General features: G+C 64.7%; 17 protein-coding genes and 1 pseudogene. 4 read left to right on the top strand and 14 right to left on the bottom strand.

Features of this window, described 5'->3' with window-relative positions:
- Positions 1 to 82: 82 nt before the first annotated feature.
- Positions 83 to 5,584: a dermonecrotic toxin domain-containing protein gene (locus tag ACNFHO_RS12450; protein ID WP_416766493.1), complete on the top strand. Its 5,502-nt coding sequence runs from the start codon at positions 83 to 85 to the stop codon at positions 5,582 to 5,584.
- Positions 5,585 to 5,640: 56 nt separating this feature from the next.
- Here the strand turns inward: ACNFHO_RS12450 and hutG are convergent, their stop codons facing one another.
- The 11 genes from hutG to hutC form a co-directional block, all read right to left on the bottom strand.
- A complete protein-coding gene (gene hutG / locus ACNFHO_RS12445; RefSeq protein ID WP_414154418.1) occupies positions 5,641 to 6,444 on the bottom strand; it encodes an N-formylglutamate deformylase in 804 nt (267 codons plus the stop codon).
- Positions 6,445 to 6,454: 10 nt separating this feature from the next.
- Positions 6,455 to 7,660 carry an imidazolonepropionase gene (hutI, locus tag ACNFHO_RS12440; RefSeq protein WP_416766491.1) on the bottom strand — a complete coding sequence of 402 codons (1,206 nt, stop codon included), beginning with the start codon at positions 7,658 to 7,660 and terminating at the stop codon, positions 6,455 to 6,457.
- 15 nt (positions 7,661 to 7,675) lie between these two features.
- The gene (locus ACNFHO_RS12435) at positions 7,676 to 9,079 is read right to left on the bottom strand and encodes an amino acid permease (protein WP_063541396.1); all 1,404 of its coding nucleotides are present in this window, start codon (positions 9,077 to 9,079) and stop codon (positions 7,676 to 7,678) included.
- Positions 9,080 to 9,183: 104 nt separating this feature from the next.
- On the bottom strand, positions 9,184 to 10,716 hold the full coding sequence (gene hutH / locus ACNFHO_RS12430; RefSeq protein ID WP_125931228.1) for a histidine ammonia-lyase: 1,533 nt from the start codon (positions 10,714 to 10,716) through the stop codon (positions 9,184 to 9,186).
- A gap of 23 nt (positions 10,717 to 10,739) precedes the next feature.
- The gene (locus tag ACNFHO_RS12425) at positions 10,740 to 12,263 is read right to left on the bottom strand and encodes an HAL/PAL/TAL family ammonia-lyase (RefSeq protein WP_416766488.1); all 1,524 of its coding nucleotides are present in this window, start codon (positions 12,261 to 12,263) and stop codon (positions 10,740 to 10,742) included.
- Between the two features lie 8 nt (positions 12,264 to 12,271).
- Positions 12,272 to 13,102 (bottom strand): quaternary amine ABC transporter ATP-binding protein, encoded by an 831-nt coding sequence (locus ACNFHO_RS12420; protein WP_054894807.1) that lies wholly within the window; start codon positions 13,100 to 13,102, stop codon positions 12,272 to 12,274.
- Positions 13,099 to 13,950: an ABC transporter permease gene (locus ACNFHO_RS12415; RefSeq protein WP_063541402.1), complete on the bottom strand. Its 852-nt coding sequence runs from the start codon at positions 13,948 to 13,950 to the stop codon at positions 13,099 to 13,101. The genes ACNFHO_RS12420 and ACNFHO_RS12415 overlap by 4 nt, the downstream gene beginning before the upstream one ends.
- 26 nt (positions 13,951 to 13,976) lie before the next feature.
- Positions 13,977 to 14,945 (bottom strand): ABC transporter substrate-binding protein, encoded by a 969-nt coding sequence (locus ACNFHO_RS12410; RefSeq protein WP_416766486.1) that lies wholly within the window; start codon positions 14,943 to 14,945, stop codon positions 13,977 to 13,979.
- A 161-nt stretch (positions 14,946 to 15,106) separates the two neighbouring features.
- Positions 15,107 to 16,786: a urocanate hydratase gene (gene hutU / locus ACNFHO_RS12405; protein ID WP_063541406.1), complete on the bottom strand. Its 1,680-nt coding sequence runs from the start codon at positions 16,784 to 16,786 to the stop codon at positions 15,107 to 15,109.
- Between the two features lie 450 nt (positions 16,787 to 17,236).
- Positions 17,237 to 17,812 carry a HutD family protein gene (locus tag ACNFHO_RS12400; RefSeq protein ID WP_414154422.1) on the bottom strand — a complete coding sequence of 192 codons (576 nt, stop codon included), beginning with the start codon at positions 17,810 to 17,812 and terminating at the stop codon, positions 17,237 to 17,239.
- Positions 17,809 to 18,519, bottom strand: coding sequence for a histidine utilization repressor (hutC, locus tag ACNFHO_RS12395; RefSeq protein WP_172964844.1), 711 nt, complete (start codon positions 18,517 to 18,519; stop codon positions 17,809 to 17,811). Before hutC ends, ACNFHO_RS12400 begins: the two co-directional genes overlap by 4 nt.
- A 143-nt stretch (positions 18,520 to 18,662) precedes the next feature.
- On the opposite strand from hutC, the gene ACNFHO_RS12390 reads away from it, so the two are divergent.
- Positions 18,663 to 20,027: a formimidoylglutamate deiminase gene (locus ACNFHO_RS12390; RefSeq protein ID WP_416766485.1), complete on the top strand. Its 1,365-nt coding sequence runs from the start codon at positions 18,663 to 18,665 to the stop codon at positions 20,025 to 20,027.
- A gap of 55 nt (positions 20,028 to 20,082) precedes the next feature.
- On the opposite strand, the gene ACNFHO_RS12385 is transcribed toward ACNFHO_RS12390, so the two are convergent.
- Together ACNFHO_RS12385 and bamE are read right to left on the bottom strand one after the other, a co-directional pair.
- The gene (locus ACNFHO_RS12385; RefSeq protein WP_416766483.1) at positions 20,083 to 20,655 is read right to left on the bottom strand and encodes a lipocalin family protein; all 573 of its coding nucleotides are present in this window, start codon (positions 20,653 to 20,655) and stop codon (positions 20,083 to 20,085) included.
- Positions 20,652 to 20,906 (bottom strand): outer membrane protein assembly factor BamE domain-containing protein, encoded by a 255-nt coding sequence (bamE, locus tag ACNFHO_RS12380; protein WP_054895277.1) that lies wholly within the window; start codon positions 20,904 to 20,906, stop codon positions 20,652 to 20,654. Before bamE ends, ACNFHO_RS12385 begins: the two co-directional genes overlap by 4 nt.
- Before the next feature lie 21 nt (positions 20,907 to 20,927).
- Between bamE and ACNFHO_RS12375 the strand changes: the two are divergent.
- Positions 20,928 to 22,163 (top strand): annotated as a pseudogene (locus ACNFHO_RS12375) (cache and HAMP domain-containing protein); the annotation flags it as partial.
- A 24-nt stretch (positions 22,164 to 22,187) separates the two neighbouring features.
- On the top strand, positions 22,188 to 23,018 hold the full coding sequence (locus ACNFHO_RS12370; protein WP_370671086.1) for a methyl-accepting chemotaxis protein: 831 nt from the start codon (positions 22,188 to 22,190) through the stop codon (positions 23,016 to 23,018).
- A gap of 52 nt (positions 23,019 to 23,070) precedes the next feature.
- Here ACNFHO_RS12370 and ACNFHO_RS12365 read toward each other — a convergent pair whose 3' ends face one another.
- A complete protein-coding gene (locus ACNFHO_RS12365) occupies positions 23,071 to 23,667 on the bottom strand; it encodes a DUF924 family protein (RefSeq protein WP_054895278.1) in 597 nt (198 codons plus the stop codon).

Genomic DNA, 23,667 nt, shown 5'->3' with positions numbered 1-23,667 from the left:
GCCTCACGGCCTCTATAAACTGTTATGTCAGCCTGGCCTGCGCGGCTCACTAGCATCGGCGATTTCCCCACGAGACACCGCCATGAAGCCGTCAGCCCCCCTCGCTCCCCACGCCTTGATCGAACACAAGATGCCGCCGTGGATGCACACGACCCCTGCCCATGCGCACACCATCATGCGCGAAACCCTCAAAACCCCGCCGACCTGGTTCGCGCAGGCCAACGCGACTACCCGTGACCTCGCCCAGGCCTATACCGACTACCAGGCCCACAGCACCGAGCTCAATGCGCAACTGGGCGTGCTCCCGGCGCTGACAGCGTTCGCCACCCAGCACTTGCGCCAGGCGATTGAAAAGCGGTTCGCGTTGTCCCTCGACGTATCCACCCACTACCTGATCAATGCCAGCAAGGCAGAAGCCTACAAACTGCAGCTGGAAGGCGACCCCGTCGTCAATGGGCAGCGCGCGTTGAAAGTGGCCACTCAATCGCTGCTGCACTGTGCGCTGCAGAATTTCGAGGAGGCCGAAGCCGAGCCCAATGGGCTAGATGGACAATGGCTCAGCGCAGCCGTTGTCGACAGCAACACGTTTACGTTCCTTACGCCGGACGGAAAGCAACTCTCCATCGTTCCCCACGAGTTCGCGGCCCTGAGCCGTGAGCTGGACATCGGCGGCCAGTACCAGACGCTGATCGGCGACGTGTTGAACTCCGCGGCGCCAGCGCTGCGCGCGACCGAACAGGCGGCCTTGCGCGTGGAGGTGCATAAAGCCTACCTCAGCCATGCGATCGACGCCGAATTGCACTCGATACTGCTCGCCCTCGTCGAGGACAAGCCAGCCGAGTACCAGGGCAGCCCGGTGCGTTGCGCCGGGCTGGCCCTGTTCGGGGTGCCGTTGACCGGGGCCATGGTCATCGGCGCCGTCGCCTCTCCCGAGCAGCTACTGGCCTACGATCCGCTGCTATTGCCGCACAAAGGCCTGCTCGTCACCTACCTGCCCGGCAGCGACACCCCCTTGCAGCAGCACCATTCGGTGCACGAGGCACAGGCCCACTTGCGCGAACAGCTGTGGATGATGCCGGTCGATCAGCTCAAGCGCGCAGTGCCGGCGCGTGACAGCGCCACCTTCTTCGAAAAGCTGCGCGACTGCCTGCAACCGGTCGACTGGAGCACCGTACAACCTAGCTCCGACGGCCAAGGCAGCCAGGTCGAGCGGGTCCGCGACCCAGAGGCCTGGGTTCCGGTGACCCTGGAGCCCTTGCGCCAGCCGCTGCTCAGCCATCAGGTCGAGCACAAGCAGCAGCGGCTCAAGGACGACGCGGCATTCCACGCGGTGCCCACCGCCGTCGAGGACGAAAAGACCGCCGAAAAGCGTCGAGCCTACTTCACCCAGCTGGCATTCGACGCGCTCAACATCAGCGCCTTCTTCATACCCGTGCTGGGCCAGGTGATGATGGGCGTGGCCGCTATCCAACTGAGCTACGAGGTGTTCGAGGGCCTGGACAGCTGGGCCAACGGCGACCAGCAACAGGCCTTCGAGTACCTGATGGATGTGGTCGAGAACGTGGCGCTCACCGCCGCACTGGGGGCCGCCGGCGGCACAGGCGAGGTACCGGCGCTCGAGCGTATTCCGGTGGAAACGCCCTCCTTCATCGAGGAACTCACCCCCATCGAACTGCCCGATGGCCAGACCCGCCTGTGGGCGCCCGACCTGCGGCCGTTCGCCCACGACATTCTGCTGCCAGCCGACCTGCAGCCAGATGAATTCGGCCTGTACCATCATCAAGGCAAGACCTGGCTGGCGCTGGATGGCACCCACTATTCGCTGAGCCAGGCGACGCCTACTGGTGAATACCGGCTCGAACACCCGCACAACCCGCAGAGCTACCAACCGAGCCTGCGCCACAATGGTGCCGGTGCCTGGCTGCACGAACTGGACCAGCCGCTGACCTGGCAGGCGCTTACCCTCATGCGTCGCGCAAGCCCGCTGGCCGCGGCGTTCGACGATGAAACCATCATCCAAATCCTGGAGACCAGCGACACCCAGGAAGACGTGCTGCGCCGGATCGTCGCCGATAACCAGCGGCTTCCCGCACTGCTGGAAGACACCCTGGCGCGCTTCACGCTGGACCAGCAAATCAGCCAGACGCCCGCCTACGCCGAGCCACACATGGCCCAGGCAGAATTCGCCAAGCGCTACAGCGCCTTGTCGAGCAGCGTGACGCCATCCGCAGAGCTCATCCAGCAGCGCTACCCGCAACTGCCGAATGCCATCGTCGAGGAACTGCTGCGCCACGCCACGCCCGAGGAGCTGCAAAGCCTGGCACAAGCCAAGGTGCCCTACCGCCTGGCCCAGGAAATACGCCTCTATCAGCAACAGGTGCGCCTGGCGCGTGCCTACGAGGGGCTATTCCTGGACTCGGTGCGCAATGCCGATAGCGAGCGGCTGGCGCTGTACACGCTGGAGCAGTTGTCCGACTGGCCAACCGGCACCCGCCTGACACTGGAGCAGTTGCCTGGCGGAACCTTCGAGATCGGCACCACCGACTCGCAGGGCCAGACCCTCGTCAGCACCGCCTCAGGCTACCTTGCGGAATCGGCCACCTCCTTGTCCTCGCATACCTCGTTGTACAGCGCATTGCTCGAGGTGATACCGACCGCCCTGCGCGAAACACTGGCGGGCGACGGTGCCGAACAGACCCTTGCCTTGAAACGCCTGATCCAGGCCAACCCCCTGCCACGCGCAACGTTCAGGCGCCTGCTGGGCATGCAACCGCTGAACCCAGGCTACCGCTCACCGATGCGCCTGGCCGACGGGCGCATCGGCTACCCACTGGGCGGTCGAGGTGCGGTTGGGGGTTCGTTCACCCGCCATACACTGCTGCGCATCATCCGCACCCTCGAACTGCCCGAACACCTCTCCCGCTCGGCCGAACAGATCCTGACCCGCCTTGAAACCAGCGGCATGAACCGTTCGGACATCCATAACCGCCTGCGCGAGCTGCAAGACCAGCGCACCGCCCTGCAGCGCTGGCTGGACGATTGGCGCACGGCGGTCCACCCCGACATCCTTGTCCCGCCACAAACGTTCTCCGAGCTTCAGGCACGCTTCATGGATCACTGGCACCGCAACGCATTGCCCGCCCTCGGAGACACCCAAGCCCCCCTGCACCTGGAGCGCATCGACCTCAGCAGCTTCCCCTCGGACCTGCCCGACTTCCTCAGCGCGACCATCACGCACGTGCAACTGACCGAGCCGTCATTTGGCAGCAGCGTGGGTTGGACCGCATACGAGCGGCACCTGAACAACCTGTTCCGACAGTTGCCAGGCGTGCGCTCACTCGAAATCAGCCGCCCCTACTCGCAAACCGCCGCCCCATCGCAAATGCTGTTCAGCGTTGGGTTGATGGCAACGCACTTCCCCGAACTCGAATCGCTCAGCCTGCTGAACCAGAACCTGCAACTGTCCGAGAGCGACATCAACAGCCTCGCCGGCCTGCCTCGCCTGCGTCGCCTGGACTTCAGCGGCAACCGCCTTTCCGAACGCTACCGCCCGGATTTTCGCGAGCTCACGCTGGACTACCTTGGTCTCGACCGTATGACCCTCGACCACTGGCCGCAGGGTCTGGGCCTAGGGGCACTGGCGAACATCGGCGAACTTTCGCTACGCGACAACAACCTGCGGGTACTGCCTGGCATGCTGCTCAGCAGCCACGCCGACGCACGCCCACACACCGTCATCACACTGGAAGGCAACCGCATCAGCGATGACCAATTGCTGCGCCTGCTGTTGGCCCAGGAAGCGTCGAGCCCCAACGTCACGGTCGATATCTCGCCCGGCCTGCGTACCCGTCTCGACCAGCACCTCCAGCAACGCCAGGCGTTGCACGAGGCCATCGACCAGTGGGCCAACGCCTCCAGTTCGAGCGCCCCGCCAAGCCAGGCCGCGACACTTGCCCGCCGCCGTATCGGCTCCGCGTTGAGCACCTTCTGGCAGAGCCAGGAACAAGGCCTGACCCAGACGACCTTGCGCTTGGAAGACATGGACCTGGGGCATTTCCCGCCACAGTTGCCGGCCTTCTTCAACGAGCGGGTGCGCAACCTGTCCCTATCCCGAGCGAGTGGAAGCACAGAGCAGTTGGATGCGTTTCTCGCCCGACTCCCGAACGTCGAGAGCCTGAACCTGGTGGAATACATCGGCGCCACCCAGACCCTGCCCACGGCACTGTTGCGCCTGCCACGCCTGACCTACCTCTCGATGCGCGACATGAACCTGGAGGTGGACGACAGCATGCTTGCAACCCTCGCTCACTTGAGCAACCTGACAGTGCTGGACCTGGGCGGCAACCGCATGGGCACCATCACCCAAGTGCCCGAAGCGCTACGCAACCTGCGCCGCCTCGACTTGAACAACATGGGCCTGCAGCATTGGCCGGCATGGATCGACAGCCTGCTGCCGATGGACATGCTGGATCTCAGTGAAAACGAGCTCACCGAACTTCCCGAACACATCCTCAGCAACATCGATAACGGTTTCCCGATCTCATCGATCGCATTGTTCGGCAACCCGTTGAGCATGGACACCATGACGCGCGCGCGCACCTCATCGGACAGCCAGCACAGCTATACCTTCGCCATGGACGTGCCCGAAGACCTGCTCTTTCTCACCTCGTCAGATGATGAAATGGCTGGCGGACACCTGCACAACCCGATGCTCTCTGCCGATAACGACCTGCCCAACGTCGACGACTGGTCGCTCGGCGCCCAGGCGCAGAACGAGGCCCTGAGAAGCGCCTGGGAAACCCTCGAAGAAAGCGGTGACGCTGCCAACCTGCTGGCGCTGGTCGGTCGGTTGCGCCAGGCTGCCCCCTATCGCAACGGCCAGACCCGCCAATCGTTCTGCGAGCGCGTGCGTCTGATGCTGGTCAAGGCCGCGGTCAATACCGAGGAGCGTCTGCTGTTCAACGCCGTGGCCGAAGAGGCCCTGGTGCAGCCCGACACCGGCAACCAGACCTGCCATGACGGCGCCCTGCTGGTGTTCCAGAACATCGAACTGCTGATCGACGGCCGGCGCTTGCTGACCGAGGCGGCAGAGTCGGAGCACACGCTCTACCGGGAGCTGCGTCGTCTCTTCCGCCTGCACCGGCTGGACGAGATCGCCCGGGACAAAGCCAGGGGGCGCGACGAGGCAGAGGTGCGCCTGGCCTATCGACGCGGGTTGAATGCGGAACTCAAGCTTGGCGTACCGGATGACAACATGCTGTACGAGGCTTTCGCCGATGTCAGCCGTAACGAGCTGGCGCTGGCCGTGGACCAGGTGCACCGCGAAGAACAGGGCGAGTCGTTCCTGAACTACGCCACCAGCAACGAAGAATGGATTCGCTACCTGCGCCACACCCACCAGGCGCGCTTCGAAGCGATCGAACAGCAGTACCAGGCGCAGGTACTGGAGTTGCCCGAGCAGTTCCCCGACAGCACCCTGGAGCAACTCGCGCCGGAGTTCGACAGCTTGAAGCGTGAAAAGCAGACAAAGGAAGCTCGCCTGATACAGGAGCTGACCCTCCAGGCCAACCCCGAGCGCGAATGACCCGCTGGCGACACCGCACTACCCCGGGCCGGCTTTGTCCCGGCCCGGGGTTGCCCTCACTTGCCATAACGCCCCTTGCCCCATTCGAGCACGCTGGCGAGCAGGCGCCGCAGCACCTCCTGCGTGGGCCGCGCCAGATCCTCGCGGTAGGCGAACGGCTCAACCTCTTCCATGTAGGTGCTCTGCGCCAGTTCCAACTGCACCGCGTGGACGTGGTTGGCCGGATCGCCGTAGTGACGGGTGATATGCCCGCCCTTGAAACGCCCGTTGAGTACATGGCTGTAGGCAGGTGCGTCGGCGCACACCGCCTCGAGCCGCTCGGCCAGCGCCGGGTCGCAGCTCGCGCCGTTGAAGGTACCGAGGTTGAAGTCCGGCAGCTTGCCCTCGAACAGGTGCGGAATCAGCGAACGGATCGAGTGGGCGTCCCACAGCAGCGCGTAACCGAACTCGGCCCGCAGGCGATCCAGCTCCTGGCGGAGAGTGCCGTGGTACGGGCGCCAGATCTTCTCCAGGTAGGTGGCACGCTCGTCGGCCGACGGCACCTGCCCTTCCTTGAACAACGGCTCTCCGTCGAACAGCGTCGCCGGGTACAGCCCGGTGGTGGCGCCGACGTACAACGGCTTGTCGTCGTCCGGCCGGTTCAGGTCGATGACGAAGCGCGAGTACTCGGCCGCCACCACGCTGGCCCCCAGCTCACGGGCAAAGTCGTACAGCTGCGGAATATGCCAGTCGGTGTCCGGCAGGCTCCTGGCCTCGTCCACCAGCCCGGCTTCGACCGCCGGGGTCAACGTGAGACCGGCATGGGGCATGCTGATCAGCAGCGGCAGGCGACCTTGATGAAAACTCAATACCTTGTCCATGACGCCTCGCTCAGTGGGAAATTTCGTGGCCCAGGCGCACCACGCGCTTGGGCAGGTCGCCACCCAGCCAGTAGGCCAGGTCGGCAGGACGGTCGATCTGCCAGGCGACGAAGTCAGCGACCTTGCCAGCCTCCAGCGAACCATGGCTGTCGCCCAGGCCCAGGGCCGTGGCGGCGTGCACGGTGACACCGGCCAAGGCTTCTTCCGGGGTCATGCGGAACAGGGTGCAGCCCATGTTCAGCATCAGGCGCAGCGAAAGCACCGGCGAGGTGCCGGGGTTGAGGTCGCTGGACAGGGCGATCTTCACGCCATGCCGACGCAGGGCGTCCATCGGCGGCAACTGGGTTTCACGCAGGAAATAGAACGCCCCCGGCAGCAGCACGGCGACGGTGCCCGCCTGGGCCATGGCGATGGCATCTTCCTCGGTCATGAATTCCAGGTGATCGGCCGACAGCGCCTGGTAGCGTGCCGCGAGGCTCGAACCATGCAGCGACGACAACTGTTCGGCGTGCAGCTTGACCGGCAACCCCAGTTCACGCGCCTTGATGAACACCCGCTCGACTTGCGCCGGCGAGAACGCCAGGTGTTCGCAGAACGCATCCACCGCATCCACCAACCCTTCGGCGGCCAGGGCCGGGAGCATCTCGTCGCAGATATGGGTGATGTAGTCATCGGCCCGGCCGGCGTACTCCGGCGGCAATGCGTGAGCGGCAAGGCAGGTGGCGCGCACGGTCACTGGCAGCTCTTCGGCGATGCGCCGGGCAACGCGCAGCATCTTGCGCTCATTGGCCAGGTCAAGGCCGTAGCCGGACTTGATCTCCAGTGTGGTGACACCATCGCGCAGCAACGCCTGAACACGCTGCCGGGCGCTGGCCAGCAGTGCGTCCTCGCTGGCCGCACGCGTGGCACGCACGGTGCTGGCGATGCCACCGCCCTGGACGGCGATCTCGGCATAGCTGACGCCCTGCAGGCGCTGTTCGAACTCACCACTGCGGTTGCCGCCGAACACTGTGTGGGTATGGCAGTCGATGAAGCCAGGAGTGACCCAGGCGCCGCCCAGGTCGACCACACGCTCGGCATCGACGCCCGGCAGTTCGGCCTTGGGGCCGATCCATTCGATCAGCCCGGCATTGGTGACGATCGCCGCATCCTCGATGATCGAGTAGCTGCCGTTGGCCATGGTGGCCACGTGGCAGTGCTGCCAAAGGGTTCTCATAAAGCTCTCCACAAGTCAGCGGTGCAGTTCGGCCTGCCCCCGGGCGACCTGGCCCTGCCCCGAGCGCGGCTTGCACCACAGCAGGTAGGACAGCACCAGGAACACCACCCACGCCACGCCCACCAGCAGCGCCGCCTGAGTGTTCGGGAAGTAGCCGAGCACACCGAAAATGAACAACATGAACACAATCGCCAGCGCCGGGCCCCAGGGCCAGAACGGCACCGGGAACTCCAGTGCGGCCGCTTGCTCGCGGCTCATGCGCCGGCGCATGGCCACCTGGGTGACCAGAATCATCAGCCACACCCACACGGTGGCGAAGGTGGCGATCGAGGCGATCAGCAGGAAGACGTCTTCCGGAATCAGGTAGTTGAGCAGCACCCCCAACAGCAGCGCAGCGCCCATCACCAGCACCGTCAGCCACGGCACGCCGTGCCTGGACAACTGTGCGAACCCTCGCGGCGCCTGGCCTTGCTCGGCCAGGCCGTACATCATGCGACCCGCACCGAAGATGTCGCTGTTGATCGCCGAGACCGCCGCGGAAATCACCACCACGTTCAGCACCGCAGCGGCCGAGCCGATGCCCAGGTTGCTGAAGATCTGCACGAAGGGGCTGCCCTGGGTGCCGATCTGTGGCCAGGGGTACAGGCACATCAGCACGAACAGCGTCAGCACGTAGAACAGCAGGATGCGCAGCGGCACGGCGTTGATCGCCTTGGGGATGACGCGCTTGGGATCCTGCGCCTCACCGGCGGTGATACCAATGATCTCGATGCCGCCGAAGGCGAACATCACCACCGCGAACGAAGCGATCAGGCCGCCGATACCATTGGGCAGGAAGCCGCCATGCTCGAACAGGTTGGCGACCCCGACACCGGTTTCGGCACCGGCCTGGCCCAGACCGAACGCCATGATGCCGAAGCCGGCCACGATCATCGCAACGATGGCGCCGACCTTGAGCAGCGACAGCCAGAACTCCATCTCGCCGAACACCTTGACGTTGCACAGGTTCAGCCCGCCGATCAGGAACACGATGCCCAGTACCCAGATCCAGCGCGGCACCTCGGGGAACCAGAAGCCCATGTAGATCCCGAACGCGGTGACGTCGGCGATGCACACGATGATCATCTCGAAGGCATAGGTCCAGCCGAGCACGAACCCGGCCATCGGTCCGAGATAGGTGCTGGCGTACTGCCCGAAAGAACCGGCCACGGGGTTGTGCACCGCCATTTCGCCAAGCGCGCGCATGACCATGAACACCGCCGCGCCGCCGATCAGGTAGGCCAGCAGCACCGCTGGCCCGGCCATCTGGATCGCCGACGCCGAGCCGTAGAACAGGCCGGTGCCGATGGCCGATCCCAAGGCCATGAATCGAATGTGTCGGGCTGTCAGCCCGCGTTTGAGTCCTTGTGCTGGTTGCATGGTTCGTCCTTATTGTTGTTCTCAAGAGCCTCATCGCGGGGCCAGCCCGCTCCTGCAGCTTCGACTGCGGGAGCGGGCTGGCCCCGCGAAGGCATGGACACCGATCACAGGCTCGGCAGCACTCCAGCCGGCAACAAGCCGGTCAGGCGCCCGTCGGCCAGCAGCTCTACAGCCACCTCGATATCCGGCGCGAAGAAGCGGTCACGGTCATAGTGCGGTACCTCGCGGCGCAGGGTCTGGCGCGCCTGCTCCAGCTTCGCCGAGGTCTTCAGGCCCTCACGCAGGTCCAGGCCCTGGCAAGCGCCCAGCCATTCGATGGCCAGCACGCCACGGGTGTTCTCGGCCATCTCCCACAGGCGCTTGCCCGCGGCCGGGGCCATCGACACATGGTCTTCCTGGTTGGCCGAGGTCGGCAGGCTGTCGACGCTGTGCGGGTGCGACAGGGCCTTGTTCTCGCTGGCCAGCGCAGCGGCGGTGACCTGGGCGATCATGAAGCCGGAGTTGACCCCGCCGTTTTCCACCAGGAACGGCGGCAACTGCGACATGTGCTTGTCCATCATCAGCGAGATGCGGCGTTCGCTCAGCGAGCCGATCTCGGCAATGGCCAGGGCGATGTTGTCGGCTGCCATGGCCACCGGCTCGGCGTGGAAGTTGCCGCCCGAGATCACTTCGTCCTCGGCGGCGAACACCAGCGGGTTGTCAGAGACGGCGTTGGATTCCACCGCCAGCACCTCGGCAGCCTGGCGCAACTGGGTCAGGCAGGCGCCCATGACTTGCGGCTGGCAGCGCAGCGAGTACGGGTCCTGGACCTTGCCGCAATTCTTGTGCGATTGCGAAACCTCGCTGGAGTCGCCCAGCAGGTCGCGGTAGCAGGCGGCAGCGTCGATCTGGCCACGTTGCCCGCGCACCTCATGGACACGCGCATCGAACGGCGAGCGCGAGCCCAGTGCCGCTTCCACGGTCAGCGCACCACAGGCAATGGCCCCGGCGAAGAGGTCTTCGGCCTGGAACAGGCCACGCAGCGCATAGGCGGTGGACGCCTGGGTGCCGTTGAGCAGGGCCAGGCCTTCCTTGGCGGCCAGGGTCAGCGGCTCGAGGCCAGCTACCGCGAGAGCTTCGTTGGCGTTCAGCCATTGCCCCTGGTAACGCGCCTTGCCCTCGCCCAGCAATACCAGCGACATGTGCGCCAGCGGCGCGAGGTCGCCAGAGGCACCCACCGAGCCCTTCAGCGGAATGTGCGGATAGACCTCGGCGTTGACCAGGCTGATCAGCGCATCGATGACCTTGCGGCGGATGCCGGAGAAACCCCGGCTGAGGCTGTTGATCTTCAGCACCATGATCAGGCGCACCAGCGCGTCGTCCAGCGGCGCGCCGATCCCGGCAGCGTGGGACAGCACCAGCGAGCGCTGGAGGTTTTCCAGGTCGTGGCTGGCGATGCGGGTCGAGGCCAGCAGGCCGAAACCGGTGTTGATGCCGTAGGCCGTGCGGTCTTCGGCAAGAATGCGCTCGACGCAGGCAACGCTGGCGTCGATGGCGGCACCCGCGTCGGCATCCAGGCTCAGGCGCACCGGCGCCTGGTGGATGCGGCGCAACTGGGCCAGGGTCAACTGGCCGGGGGTCAGGGTCAAAGCTTCCATGTTCATGCTCCTTGTTATTTTGTCTAGTGCAGCGCAGCCAGCACCGGCTGCGGCAACCGTGGATCCTTGAGCAGGGCCGCGGTGCTGGCGATGTCCGGCGCCAGCCAGCGGTCCTGCAGGTAGGCCGGCACGCTCTCGCGCAGCAAGCGCCAGGCCGCGTCGGTGCCCGCGCCGAAACGCTGTTCCTTGAGGAATTCGAATGCCTGGGCGGCCAGCAGGTACTCGATGGCGAGGATCTGCGTGCAGTTCTCCAATACCTGGTGCAGCTTGAGTGCGGCATTGGTGCCCATGCTCAGGTGATCTTCCTGCAGCCCCGAGGTGACGAAATTGTCGAGCACCGCGGGCTGCGCCAGCTGGCGGTTCTGCCCGCACAGCGAGGCGGCGACGTACTGGGCGATCATCATCCCCGAGTTGACGCCGGGGTTGCTGACCAGGAACGCCGGCAGGCCACTGACATGCGGGTTGACCAGGCGGTCCAGGCGGCGCTCGGCGATCGAACCGATCTCGGCCATGGCAATCGCCAGCAGGTCGGCAGCCAGGGCCACCGACTGGCCATGGGGGTTGGCCTGCGAGACCACACGGAAATCGTCCGGTGTACCGAGCAGCAGCGGGTTGTCGTTGGCGCCGTTGAGCTCGGCCTCGACCTGGCGCACCACATGGGCCAATTGGTCACGGGCCGCGCCGTGCACCTGCGGAATCGAGCGGATGCTCAGGGCGTCCTGGGTCCGGATGCCTTTGCTCGAGGCGATCACTTCACTGCCATCGAGCAGCGCGCGCAGGTTCTCGCCCACCAGCTGCATGCCTGGGTGTGGCTTGAGGGCGATGATCTCGGCGTCGAACGCAGCGATCTGGCCGCGCAGGGCCTCGAAGCTCATGGCGCCGATCACATCGGCCCATTGCAGCAGGCGGCTGGCGTCATCCAGCGCAAGGCTGGCGAGGCCGGTCATGCACGGCGTGCCGTTGACCAGGCATAGCCCGTCCTTGGCTCCGAGCTGCACCGGCGCAAGCCCGGCATCGGCCAAGGCCTCGGCGGCCTCGACGAGGCGCCCGCGATAACTGACCTTGCCCACACCCAGCAGGCTCACGCCGATGTGGGCCATGTGCGTGAGATAGCCCACCGAGCCCTGGGACGGGACCTGCGGGGTAATGCCGTGTTCGAGCAACGCCAGCAGCGCCTCGACCACCGAACGCTGCAGGCCCGACTTGCCGTGGCTGTAGTTGACGATGGCGGCGCAGATGATCGCTCGCGTCTGCTCGTCCGGCAGCGCCGGACCGACGCCGCAGGCGTGGCTGAGCAAGGTGTTGCGCGACAGGGCGCTGAGCTGCTCGCCCTGCAGCGAGACGTTGCACAGGGCGCCCAGGCCGGTGTTCACGCCATAGGCGCGCTCGCCGCTGTCGACGATACGCCGGACGATGGCCTGGGCATTGTCGATACGCGCCCACACCTGCGGCGCCAGCTCCAGGCGCGCGCCGTGGCGGGCCACGGCGGCAATGTCCTGCCAGCGTACCGGCCCGTTGCCGATCACCACGACTTCAGGTTTCGACATGATGCTCCTCATACCGCGACGGCGCGGCGCTGAACGAAACGGTCGACGTATTCGTCGGCCGGCGAGTGCAGGATTTCCTGCGGCGTACCAACCTGGATCAAGCGGCCATCCTTGAGAATGGCGATGCGGTTGCCGATGCGTACCGCCTCGTCCAGGTCGTGGGTGATGAAGACGATGGTCTTGTGCAGGGTTTTCTGCAGTTCCAGCAACTGGTCCTGCATCTCTGCGCGGATCAGTGGGTCGAGGGCGCTGAAAGCCTCGTCCATGAGGATGATGTCGGTATCGGCTGCCAGCGCCCGGGCCAGGCCCACACGCTGGCGCATGCCACCGGAGAGTTGGTGCGGATACTTCTTCTCGTAGCCCTTCAGGCCCACGGTCTCGATCCACTGCAGCGCACGTTCCTGGCACAGCTGCTTGCTCTCGCCACGCACCTTCAGGCCGTAGGCGACGTTGTCCAGCACATTGCGGTGCGGCAGCAGCCCGAAGCTCTGGAACACCATGCTGATCTTGCGTCGGCGGAATTCGCGAAGGGCTTCCATGTCGTACTGCAGGATGTCCTCGCCATCGACCAGGATCTGCCCGCTGGTGGGGTCGATCAGGCGGTTGAAGTGGCGCACCAACGTGGACTTGCCCGAGCCGGACAGGCCCATGATGACGAAGATCTCGCCGCTGCCGATCGACAGCGACAGGTCGTTGACCCCGACCACGCAGCCGGTCTGCGACAGCACCTGCTCCTTGCTGCGCGCCTCGCGGATCAGTTGCAGGGCTTCCCCGGCGCGCTCGCCGAAGATCTTGAAGACGTTCTTCACTTCGATCTTGCTGATCGGCTGCGTGCTCATTTGCTCACCTCATGACGTGGCCGACCATAGGCCTGGGTAATGCGGTCGATCACCACCGCGAGAATCACGATGGCCAGGCCCGCTTCGAGGCCGCGGCCAACGTTGAGGGTCTGGATACCGACCAGCACATCCTCGCCCAGGCCACGAGCGCCGATCATCGAGGCGATCACTACCATCGACAGGGCCATCATGGTGGTCTGGTTGATCCCGGCCATGATGCTTGGCAGTGCCAGCGGCAACTGCACGCCGAACAGTTGCTGCCAGCGATTGGCGCCGAAGGCGTTGATCGCTTCCATCACCTCGCCGTCGACCTGGCGAATGCCGAGGTCGGTCAGGCGAATCAGCGGTGGTGCGGCGTAGATGACGGTGGCGAAGATCGCCGGCACCTTGCCCAGGCCGAACAGCATCAGTACCGGAATCAGGTACACGAAGCTGGGCATGGTCTGCATGATGTCCAGCAGCGGCATCAATACCGCCCGCAGGCGGTTGCTGCGCGCCGACAGGATGCCCAACGGAATGCCCACCAACACCGAGATCAGCGTGGCCACCAGCATCAGCGCCAGCGTCTGCATCAGCTTGTCCCACAGGCCGACGGCGCCGACCAGGAACAGCAGGCCGGCGATCACCAGGGTCGGCAGGATGCGGCGGGTGGCGTGCCAGGCGATGACCGCGACGATACCCAGCATCAGCCACCAGGGCGTTGCACGCAGCAGGCCTTCGAGGTTGACGATGGCCCACAGCAGGGTGTCGGAAATGTGCCGGAACACATCGCCGTAGTTGGTCACCAGCGCATCGACCCAACCATTGACCCAGTCGGCGATGGAGAATGTGAGATTGTCAGGGAACATAGGTACCACTCATCAGGTGAGGACGCTCAGAGCGCCGCATTGATCTTCTTGGCAGCGTCTTCACTGACCCACGCCTGCCAGACTTCAGGATGTTCCTTCAGGAAGATCTTGGCCAGCTTCGGCGATTCGATGCGTTCCTTGCTCATGCGCCCCAGGTTCTGGTTGAGAATGTCGATCGGGATATTGACCTTCTCCAGCACGCCGACCAGCTCCGGCGCTTGTTCGTGGAAGGTTTTCGACAGGCCGACCTTGATCGACACGGTCTTGTCGACGCCCGGTTTTTCCTCGAGCTTGACCAGGTCGATCTGGCCCATCAGCGGGGTTGGCGTCCAGTAGTAGAAGAGGATCGGCTCGCCGCGCTTGTAGCTCGACAGCGCCGCCGCATCCAACGCAGGGCCGGTGCCCGGACGGAAGTTGGTGAATTTGTCTTCCAGGCCGTAGTCCTTGAGCATCTGGGTGTTGTCCAGCTCACAGGTCCAGCCGGCCGGACAGTTGTAGAAACGGCCTTTGCTTGGTTCTTCAGGGTCCTTGAAGAGGCTGGCGTACTGGGCCAGGTCGGCCACGTTCTTCAGGTCTGGCGCCTTGGCTTCGAGCTTGCGCTTGGCATCGCCCTCGATGACGTAGCGCGGCACGTACCAGCCTTCGACCGCACCGACCACCGGTGCGCCGACGCCGACCACCTTGCCGGCTGCCTCAGCCTTTTTCCACACTTCGCTGCGACCCACCCACTCCTCGGCAAACACCTGGATATCGTTGGTGCCCAGGGCGTTCTCCATGGTGATGGAGTTGCCCGGCAGGCTGTCGGTCTTGCAGCTGTAGCCCTTCTCGAGCACGAACTGCATCACATCGGTCAGCAGCATGCCGCTTTCCCAGTTCAGCCCGGCGAATTTCACCGGTTTGCCGGATTCGCACCAGGTAGCGGCCTGAGTGGCACCGGCGCTGCCGAGCAGGCCAAGGGCGAACAGCGAAGCAAGCAAGGTCTTGTTGGTTTTCATTGCGTGACGCTCCCAAACTTAAGAAGTGGAAATCGGCAGTCCTTGCAAAGAAGGTGGATCACCTGGGGCCACTGCGTGCCCCATCGCGGGACAAGCCCGCTCCTACAGTAGGAGCGGGCTTGTCCCGCGATGGGGCTGCGCAGCAACCCCTGGGACGCGGATCAACCCGTGATCATCGGCAGGTTCAGACCCTGCTCTTTGGCGCAATCGATCGCAATCTGGTAACCGGCGTCGGCATGGCGCATCACACCGGTGGCCGGGTCGTTGGTCAGGACGCGGGCAATACGCGCAGCCGCTTCGTCGGTACCGTCACAGACGATCACCACACCCGAGTGCTGGGAGAAGCCCATGCCTACGCCACCGCCGTGGTGCAGGGAAACCCAGGTGGCGCCACCCGCAGTGTTGAGCAGGGCGTTGAGCAGCGGCCAGTCGGACACGGCATCGGAGCCATCCTGCATGGATTCGGTTTCACGGTTCGGGCTCGATACGGAGCCGGAGTCCAGGTGGTCACGGCCGATCACCACCGGGGCAGACAGCTCGCCGCTGCGCACCATTTCGTTGAACGCCAGGCCCAGCTTGGCGCGCAGGCCCAGGCCAACCCAGCAGATACGTGCCGGCAGGCCCTGGAAGCTGATGCGCTCGCGGGCCATGTCCAGCCAGCGGTGCAGGTGCTCATCGTCCGGGATCAGTTCCTTGACCTTGGCGTCGGTCTTGTAGATGTCCTGCGGGTCGCCCGACAGGGCTGCCCAGCGGAACGGGCCGATACCGCGGCAGAACAGCGGACGGATGTAGGCCGGCACGAAGCCTGGGAAGTCGAAGGCATTCTTCACGCCTTCTTCCTGGGCCATCTGGCGGATGTTGTTGCCGTAGTCGAAGGTCGGCACGCCGGCTTTCTGGAAGTCGAGCATGGCTTGCACGTGCACCGCCATCGATTGCTTGGCGGCCTTGACCACGCCAGCGGGGTCGGTCTTGGCGCGGTCGCGGTACTGCTCCCAGGTCCAGCCGATCGGCAGGTAGCCATTGAGCGGGTCGTGGGCGCTGGTCTGGTCGGTGACCATGTCCGGACGCACGCCACGCTTGACCAGTTCCGGGAGGATTTCAGCGGCGTTGCCATGCAGGGCGATGGAAACCGCCTTGCCTTCGGCGGTGTACTTGGCGATGCGCGCCAGGGCGTCATCGAGGTCGGTGGCCTGCTCGTCGACGTAACGGGTGCGCAGGCGGAAATCGATGCTGACCTGCTGGCATTCGATGTTCAGCGAGCAGGCGCCAGCCAGGGTCGCGGCCAGAGGCTGGGCGCCACCCATGCCGCCGAGGCCTGCGGTCAGCACCCAGCGGCCCTTGAGGCTGCCGCCGTAGTGCTGGCGCCCGGCTTCGACGAAGGTTTCGTAGGTGCCCTGGACAATGCCCTGGCTGCCGATGTAGATCCAGCTGCCGGCGGTCATCTGGCCGTACATGGCCAGGCCCTTGGCATCCAGTTCGTTGAAGTGCTCCCAGTTGGCCCAGTGCGGCACCAGGTTGGAGTTGGCGATCAGTACGCGCGGGGCGTTGCTGTGGGTCTTGAACACCCCAACCGGCTTGCCCGACTGCACCAGCAAGGTTTCATCGTCGTTCAACTCCTTGAGGGTGGAGACGATCTTGTCGTAGCACTCCCAGTTGCGCGCAGCACGGCCGATGCCGCCGTACACCACCAGCTCCTTTGGGTTTTCGGCCACTTCCGGATCAAGGTTGTTCATCAGCATGCGCAGCGGGGCCTCGGTCAGCCAGCTCTTGGCGTTCAGCTGGGTGCCACGTGGGGCGCGGATCTCGACGTCACGGAAAGTGGTGGGCTTTTTGTCAGTCACGAAAGGTGCTCCTTGAGCGATCTATTCAAACCCGACGAGATCGGCGGGCCGGGGCTGTTCGGTACCGTGCGGATGGGACGGCCTATCCACTATCGCGCACTTATCTTTACTTGTACATACAAGCATATGCAATTGAATTGCCAAGTCATCGAAACGGGTGGTTCGAGAGGTTCGGGCGATGGGCTGGAGGCCTCGTGGTTCAGGGCCTTGAGACGTGAAGAAAAATCGCGGGAAGGATTTGTCGGGGAGTTCAGACAGAAATGACTTTGCGCCACTTTGGGGCATTCGGTAACAGGGTGCGCTGTTTGCGGGCGTTACCGGGTAACTGCTTTTTCAGGGTTTTTGAGGGCGCTATCGCGGGACGAGCCCGCTCCTACAGGTTCAGCGCCGTCCTGAATGACGCACTGAACCTGTAGGAGCGGGCTCGTCCCGCGATAGCGCCCTGAAGACTTACAACAGCTGAGGACTCAACTCGATAACGCAGCAGCGCCCCGATACCTCGACCTCCAGCAAACCCGCGTTACCACTGAGCTGCAGGCAGTCATACAAACCAAGCACCGACGCCTGCCCCTGGATCCCGACGCTCAGGTCCGCCTCGGCACTGAACACCAGCACGGTCTCGGCCGAACTGAACAGGCGAGTACCCCCCATGAACCACTGCAACCGCGCGCGGTAACGGTTCGGCGCATAGATCAGGTTGAAGTCGCGGATCGGGCCACCCTGCAGTGTGCAGGCAACCTGGCTCTCGCCACTGAACGCAAAGGCATCGAACGGCAGCAGCGGCCGGCTTTCGTGGCCGTCCACCGACAAGCGCATGCCATCGCCCTGCAGCACGGTGATGATCCGCTGATAACCGGTGAAACTGGAAAAGCCGCCGGAAGCCTCGATATCGGCGATCGACAGGCGCCAGCCGAACCCGTCCAGGCCAACGCCCGCATCGCGGGTGATTTCTTCGGTAGACCCACCACCGTTCTTCCAGGGCATGCGCGGATAATCGCGGGCACGCAACAACTGCAGCTGGCTCATTTGCTGAAACGTCCTTCCAGGCGATGACGGGAACCGGGATGAATCAAGCGCGCGGCGGTGACCGGCTGGCGGCCTGACCAGGTACGCCGACGGATGAGCAGGCAGGGCTCGCCACGCTCGATCTGCAACAGCTTGCATTCGTCTGGGTCAGCCAGGATCGCTTCGACCACGTGTTCGCCTTCGGTCAGCGGCGCGACCTGGGACAAGTACGCATAAGGCGTCTGCCGGGTGAAATCCTGGCGCAGGTAATCCGGGGCGATCGCCGCGTTCACATAGCGATCCTCGATCTGCACCGGCACATCGTTTTCGTAGTGCACGATCAGCGAATGGAACACCCGCTGCCCCTCGCGCATGTCCAGGGCCATGGCGCGCTCGGAACCTGCGGCCTCCTCGGCGAGGATGATCACCTGGCAGCGGTGCTGATGCCCGCGGCTGGCGATCTCGTCGGCAATGTTGTTGACTTCGAACAGCGCCGAGCGCGTCTTGGGTTCGGCGACGAAGGTCCCGACGCCCTGCATGCGGACCAGCAGGCCCTCGGCGGTCAGCTCGCGCAGGGCGCGGTTGATGGTCATGCGGCTGAAGCCCAGCTGGCTGACCAGCTCGCTTTCCGACGGGACGCGATGATGAGGCGGCCAGCTACCGTTTTCGATCTGCTGGACGATCATCTGCTTGACCCGCGCATACAGCGGCGCCGGCCCTTCGCCCATCTGGGCCACCAGCGCGGAGACGGAAGGTGTCGGCACGGCTATGCATCCTTGTGCAATTTGATTGACGGTAGCTTGCCGCAGTTTACCCGGCAGGCAAACGTCTGTATATGTATATACAAATAACGATACAGGATGACCGAGTGATGTCCGCCTACTTCGCCGAACGCGCCCTGCTCCCTTCAGGCTGGGCCAGCAATGTCCGCCTCGAGGTGTCCACCGCCGGGCGCCTCGAAAAAATAGACGTGAACGCCAGCGCCGAAGGCGCCGAACGCTTGGCCGGCCCGCTGCTGCCGGGCATGCCCAACCTGCATTCCCACGCCTTCCAGCGCGCCATGGCAGGCCTGGCGGAGGTGGTCGGCAATCCCAACGACAGCTTCTGGACCTGGCGCGACCTGATGTACCGCCTGGTCGGCCTGATCACTCCCGAGCAATTGCAGGTCATCGCCCGCCAGCTGTACATCGAGATGCTCAAGGCCGGCTACACCTCGGTGGCCGAATTCCACTACGTTCACCACGACAATGCCGGCACGCCCTACGCCGACCCCACCGAGCTGTCGCGCCAGATCAGCGCGGCAGCGAGCGCCAGCGGCATCGGCCTGACGCTGCTGCCGGTGCTGTACTCCCACTCCGGCTTCGGCGGCCAGGCGCCGAACGAGGGCCAGCGCCGCTTCATCAACTCCACCGAGCAGTACCTGCGCCTGCAGGAGCAGCTCAAGCCGCTGCTGGCCGCGCAACCCGCGCAGCACCTGGGCCTGTGTTTCCACTCGCTGCGCGCGGTAACGCCACACCAGATCGCCGAAGTGCTGGGCGCCAGCGACAAGGCGTGCCCGGTGCACATCCACATCGCCGAGCAGCAGAAGGAAGTCAACGACTGCCTGGGCTGGAGCGGCCGTCGCCCGGTGCAATGGCTGTACGAGCACGTCGAGGTGGATGCGCGCTGGTGCCTGGTGCATGCAACCCACGTCGAGGCCGACGAAGTCAGCGCCATGGCCCGCAGCGGCGCGGTGGCAGGGCTGTGCCTGACCACCGAGGCCAACCTGGGCGATGGCATCTTCCCGGCCGTCGACTTCATGGCCCAGGGCGGGCGCATGGGCATCGGCTCGGACAGCCATGTCTCGCTGAGCGTCGTCGAAGAGCTGCGCTGGCTGGAGTACGGCCAGCGCCTGCGCGACCAGCGGCGCAACCGGCTGTACCGCAGCGACCAGCCGATGGTCGGCCGCACACTCTACGACGCGGCGCTGGCAGGCGGCGCGCAGGCCCTGGGGCAAGGCATTGGCGAGCTGGCGGTGGGCAAGCGTGCCGACTGGCTGGTGCTCGATGGCCAGGATCCGTACCTGGCGACCTCGAGCGGCGACGGCATCCTCAACCGCTGGCTGTTCGCCGGAAGCGACCGTCAGGTACGTGATGTGATGGTCAACGGCCGGTGGGTGGTACGCCAGGGGCGACATGCGCTGGAAGAGCAAAGCGGGCAGGCATTCGCCGCGGTACTGCGCACGCTGCTGGGCTGAAAGCCGGCGCGATCAGCTGCGGATCGCGCCAGGCCTGGTCTGGAGCCCGGCAGACTCAATGCCGGGCAACGATCGCCTTGTCCGATACCCGCCAGATCAGCCGACTGGTGTCATACCCCTGCTGGCGAGCCTTCGACAGCAGGTTCTCGCGCTCCCACGCCGGCAGGCTCGGAGTTCGCGACAGGATCCACAGGTACTTGCGATTCGGGCTGCCGACAATCGCAGTGCGGTAGTGATCGTCCACGTACAGGATCCAGTAGTCCGCCTTGGTCAGCCCCGGTACCAGGCGCGTGAACCAGTTGTCGAACTCCACCCACAACTTGTCGGTGTGCCCCGGCGCCTCGATGCCCGCACGACCTTCGGCGCGCAACCATTCATCACCTTCGCTACGGCAACGATTGAGCACCCCCAGGCTGCCATCGGGCTTGAGGTTGTAATGGGCTTCGGATTGCGCGCAGCCTTCCTGGAAGCGCATCGGCAGGCGGGCCAGTTCGAACCACTTGCCCTGGTAGCGCTTGAGGTCGACGTTGCCAGCCGTCTTGGGCGCCAACGAATCCACCGACGAGCTGGCACACCCGCCCAATACCAACGCCAGACCCAGCGCCAGCAGCAGATGCGCGGCCCTCATTTGAGGCCCTGCCCGGAGTACATCAACACCTTGTCAGCGGCGTACTGAACACTGATGAAGCTCTTCTCGTCCCCCCAGGTACAGCTGCTCATGCCGAGTGCGCCCGAGCACTCCTTCGGCGACCCGAGCAGTTGCTCGACCTCGGCCTTGCTCATGCCGGCCTTGAGCTTGGAATAGTTTTCCTGGTTGATCTTGCTGCAGGCGGTCAGGACGACCAACAAGGACAACAGGGCGAGGGAACGCAACGACATGAAGGGCTCTCCTGGAGATGGATGCAACAGGCGAGACGGCCTGCAGAGACCTTAGAAGCGAAAATGCCTCCCCGGTTCCCTGCTACCCCTGCTTTCGTACCATGCCGTTGGTCGGGTCCCGTCACAAATCTCTCATGGCTAATTCATCACGGGCGACATAGCATTCAGCGATGTGGCCCTTTGCCGCACCCTCCTCCCGAAATGCCTGCGCAGACCTTGCACATGACAAAAAATCTCAAGTTCAGCCACAAGATCCTGGTGGCCGCCGCACTCGTGGTGGCCGTCGCCTTCGCCTGCTTCGTGCTGTTCAACGACTATCGCCAGCGCCAGTCGCTGCGCAGTGATACCGAAACCAACCTGCAGGAACTGGGTAACCTCACCGCGGGCAATATCCGCACCTGGCTCGACAGCCGCATCCAGTTGCTACAGTCGTTGGGCCAGCAGGTCGCCGTGGACGGCCCGGAAAAGGCCAGCCTTGACCGCAGCCTGGCGCTGCCGGTCTACGCCAGCAACTTCCAGCTCACCTACTTCGGCGGCAAGGACGGCCGTATGCAATCGGTGCCGGCCGGCAATCGCGCCCCCGACTACGACCCGCGCTCCCGCGGCTGGTACAAGGCCGCCAGCGCCGCCAACCAGACCATCATCACCGAACCCTACATCTCGGCGTCGGCCGGCAAGCTGGTGATCACCCTTGCCACGCCCGTGCAGCAGGCCGGCCAATTGATTGGCGTCAGCGGCGTCGACACCGACCTGCAGACCATCAGCAACCTGGTCAACGCCCTGGACTTCGGCGGCAAGGGCCACGCCTTCATCGTCAACGGCGAAGGCAAGATCCTCATCCATCCCAAGGCCGAGCTGGCACTCAAGACCCTGGCAGACGTCTACCCCAACAACACCCCGCGCATCGGCAAGGGGCTGGCCGAAGTCGAGGCAGACGGTCGCAGCCAGTTCATCAGCTTCACCCACGTCGATGGCGTGCCGGCGGACTGGTACGTCGCACTGGTCCTGGACCAGGATGCTGCCTTCGCCATGCTCGGCGAACTGCGCACCTCGGCGGTGGTGGCCACGCTGATTGCCGTGGTGGTGATCATCGCCCTGCTGGGCCTGCTGATTCGTGTGCTGATGGAGCCGCTGCACGTGATGGGCCGAGCCATGCGCGATATCGCCGAGGGCGAAGGCGACCTGACCCGGCGCCTGACCATCCACGGCCAGGACGAATTCGGCAGCCTGGGGCAGTCGTTCAACCGCTTCGTCGAGCGTATCCACGAGTCGATCCGCGAAGTGGCTTCGGCCACTGGCCAGGTCAACGCCGTGGCCAAGCAGGTGGTGAGTGCATCCAACGCCTCCATCGACAACGCCGACCAGCAGTCCAGCCGCACCAGCAGCGTGGCGGCGGCGATCAACCAGCTGGGCGCCGCAGCCCAGGAGATCGCCCAGAACGCCGCCCTCGCCTCGCAGCACTCCAGCGACGCCCGCGACCTGGCCGCGGAAGGCCAGCAGGTGGTTGGCCAGACCATCGATGTGATGAACAAGCTGTCGGCGCGAATCAGCGATTCGTGCGGCAATATCGAGACGCTCAACGCCCATACCGCGAACATCGGCCAGATTCTCGACGTGATCAGCGGTATCTCCCAGCAGACCAACCTGCTGGCGCTCAACGCCGCCATCGAAGCAGCGCGGGCCGGCGAGGCAGGGCGTGGTTTTGCCGTGGTGGCCGATGAGGTGCGCAACCTGGCGCACCGCACCCAGGAGTCGGCGCAGCAGGTACAGGGGCTGATCGAGGAATTGCAGGCCGGCGCGCAAGTGGCGGTGAGCACCATGAACCAGAGCCAGCAGCACAGTGATCACAGCGTCGAGATCGCCAACCGCGCAGGCGACCGCCTGGGCAGCGTGACCCAGCGCATCGGCGAGATCGACGGCATGAACCAGTCGGTGGCCACGGCGACCGAAGAGCAGACGTCAGTGGTCGAGTCGATCAATGTCGACATCACCGAGATCAATACGCTGAACCAGCAAGGGGTGCAGAACCTGCAGAGCACCTTGCGTGCCTGCAACGACCTGGAGCATCAGGTCGATCGGTTGAAGCAGTTGGTGGGGAGTTTCAGGATATAAGGTTCGGCGGCGCCTTCTTCGCGGATGAACCCGCGAAGAAGGCGCCGCTGATTCAGAACCGGGAACCCGGCTCCAGCAGGAAGTCCATCTCTTCACTGGTACTCGGCCGCCCCAGCATCAGGTTGCGATGCGGAAAACGCCCGAACCGCGCGATCACCCGCTGGTGCTGCTCGGCATAGTCCAGGAAGCCTTCGAACAACCGGCGATTGGCCTCGGGTTGCTCGTCCAGCAAGACCTGGTAGCGCTCCACGCACAGGTTCTGCCAATCCAGCACCTCGGCGTGCTCCAGCACCAGCAGCACGAACACGCGCTGGATCGGCAGCAACTGATAGTCCCAGCCCTTCTGCAAACCCTGCATGGCCACCACCTGGGCACGCCGGTCGCCGTCGAAGGCGCGCGGTGTGTCGCGGTAGATCATGCGCGGCAACTGGTCGAGCAGGATCAACAACCCCAACCAGCCCTGCGGGCTCTGCTGCCACTCATCGAGCCCACCCGCCAGGGCCTGCTCGACCAGATCGCCGAACAGTGCCTGGGCCTCGGCATCGTCATGCTTGCCGAACCAGCGGGTGTTTTTCTCGTCAGCCACGGCCTGGGCATTGGTGCCCCAACCGAACCACCATTCCAGCAACGGCTGCCAAGGTGCGAGCAT

It is taken from the genome of Pseudomonas sp. NY15374 (genome assembly GCF_048068255.1).
In the GTDB taxonomy this organism is placed as follows: domain Bacteria; phylum Pseudomonadota; class Gammaproteobacteria; order Pseudomonadales; family Pseudomonadaceae; genus Aquipseudomonas; species Aquipseudomonas machongensis.
Note: the sequence above shows the minus strand (reverse complement) of the source record. Positions and strands in the feature narration are given on the sequence as shown.

Excerpts from the sequence above, each read along its gene's own strand:
- hutI (WP_416766491.1), bottom strand. The coding sequence starts at position 7,660 with ATGAGAACCCTTTGGCAGCACTGCCACGTGGCCACCATGGCCAACGGC.
- ACNFHO_RS12450 (WP_416766493.1), top strand. The coding sequence starts at position 83 with ATGAAGCCGTCAGCCCCCCTCGCTCCCCACGCCTTGATCGAACACAAG.
- ACNFHO_RS12425 (WP_416766488.1), bottom strand. The coding sequence starts at position 12,263 with ATGTCGAAACCTGAAGTCGTGGTGATCGGCAACGGGCCGGTACGCTGG.
- ACNFHO_RS12390 (WP_416766485.1), top strand. The coding sequence starts at position 18,663 with ATGTCCGCCTACTTCGCCGAACGCGCCCTGCTCCCTTCAGGCTGGGCC.
- ACNFHO_RS12415 (WP_063541402.1), bottom strand. The coding sequence starts at position 13,950 with ATGTTCCCTGACAATCTCACATTCTCCATCGCCGACTGGGTCAATGGT.
- hutH (WP_125931228.1), bottom strand. The coding sequence starts at position 10,716 with ATGGAAGCTTTGACCCTGACCCCCGGCCAGTTGACCCTGGCCCAGTTG.
- ACNFHO_RS12410 (WP_416766486.1), bottom strand. The coding sequence starts at position 14,945 with ATGAAAACCAACAAGACCTTGCTTGCTTCGCTGTTCGCCCTTGGCCTG.
- hutC (WP_172964844.1), bottom strand. The coding sequence starts at position 18,519 with ATGGGCGAAGGGCCGGCGCCGCTGTATGCGCGGGTCAAGCAGATGATC.
- ACNFHO_RS12420 (WP_054894807.1), bottom strand. The coding sequence starts at position 13,102 with ATGAGCACGCAGCCGATCAGCAAGATCGAAGTGAAGAACGTCTTCAAG.
- hutG (WP_414154418.1), bottom strand. The coding sequence starts at position 6,444 with ATGGACAAGGTATTGAGTTTTCATCAAGGTCGCCTGCCGCTGCTGATC.
- ACNFHO_RS12385 (WP_416766483.1), bottom strand. The coding sequence starts at position 20,655 with ATGAGGGCCGCGCATCTGCTGCTGGCGCTGGGTCTGGCGTTGGTATTG.
- ACNFHO_RS12365 (WP_054895278.1), bottom strand. The coding sequence starts at position 23,667 with ATGCTCGCACCTTGGCAGCCGTTGCTGGAATGGTGGTTCGGTTGGGGC.
- ACNFHO_RS12400 (WP_414154422.1), bottom strand. The coding sequence starts at position 17,812 with ATGAGCCAGCTGCAGTTGTTGCGTGCCCGCGATTATCCGCGCATGCCC.
- ACNFHO_RS12435 (WP_063541396.1), bottom strand. The coding sequence starts at position 9,079 with ATGCAACCAGCACAAGGACTCAAACGCGGGCTGACAGCCCGACACATT.
- bamE (WP_054895277.1), bottom strand. The coding sequence starts at position 20,906 with ATGTCGTTGCGTTCCCTCGCCCTGTTGTCCTTGTTGGTCGTCCTGACC.